The 1,286-nt window shown below is 43.7% G+C and carries 1 protein-coding gene; it reads right to left on the minus strand.

Annotated features, from left to right (window positions below):
- On the minus strand, positions 1-1,286 hold a 1,286-nt coding region (locus tag HMPREF0373_RS06935; protein ID WP_021738958.1), incomplete at both ends, for a MobA/MobL family protein.

Here is a 1,286-nt window from a genome sequence, read left to right on the forward strand (position 1 = left end):
TCCTCAAGTCGTTCTTTAAGGCTTGAATGTTCTCTGTTTTGTTCTCGCTGTTTAACTTCTCGTTCAAGGTCAGCGATTCGTCGAGCTGCACTTTCAGTTCCCTGATAGTCCGGTCTTTCTGGTCGAGTTCTTCCTGCATCTGCTCTGTCAGCAGAAGCAACTCTTCCAGTTGATCGTCGCTCTTTGAGTTTCTTAATTCGTTCATCAATCAACCTTCCTTTCTCTAATTGCTGTTCAAGTTCAGTAATTCGCTGTTCTGTTTCTGCAATAGCCGGTTCTCGCTGTTTAATTTCTGTGCCAATTCCTGCCATTGCTGATTTTCGTCTGTGAGTTTCTGTATCTGGTCTGTCTTTTCTTCCAGAAGCATCAACAGTTCTTCTGTATCCGGTAAGATTTGTAGCAGCTCTGACAATTCTTTCTCTAATTGCTGCAATCGTTCTTCCTGCTCCTGAAAGCACATCAGCTTCTCGTCCTTTTCCTGTATCTCCTGAAGCATCTCTGCCATGATATTCTGCTGTTCCTCTATCTGTGTAATCATTGCTTCCATCATGGGAATTACTTCTTTGCTTTCTTCTAATGTCATTCAACCACTCCCTCCACATCGACAATGCACCGGATACCTTACCAAAGGTTGCAATTACCTTTTGCAGCAGTGCATTTTGTTTTTTAATCATCCGGTTTTCCTCAACCTTCCATGAACCTTTCCTTATCTGTCCGGTGAGATATTTTTCCTCAATCTTTCTTGCATCCGCACCCTCATGAATCGTAGGGACTTTTAATTTGCCCTGTCTTTCATAAGAGCGGTGGTCAATCTGATTGTCTATGGATAAATGCCGGTTACACATCCCAGCCCATTCGCTTCGCCATAACTCACAATTCTTTGGATTATTCCAGCCGGTAGCATCGGTCAGAACCCGTTTCCATTGTTTTCGGTTTCTTGCCCCGACTTTCTGTACTCCGTTTTCATCAAGTACCGGAATACGGATTCCATGACGGTCTGGATTTTTCTTATCCTGCCACCAGTCCGGGTGGGATTCATCAACCACGATATTTCCGTCAGTATCTCTGACAAAATCCCAGTCCTTGACTTCCTTGTTGCCCCATGAGTGGTCTGGATTGAATGGTCGCATGGTTACAAGTAAATGCACATGTGGATTTCCATCGTTCTTATCGTGTATGCTCCAATCGGCACACATTCCCTTATCCACGAAAGTCTTTTGGATATATTCGGTTGTATAATCAATCTGTTCCTGTCTGCTCCATTCTTTCGGCAGGGAAAATTCAAA

This window comes from Eubacterium ramulus ATCC 29099 (assembly GCF_000469345.1).
Lineage (GTDB): Bacteria > Bacillota > Clostridia > Lachnospirales > Lachnospiraceae > Eubacterium_I > Eubacterium_I ramulus.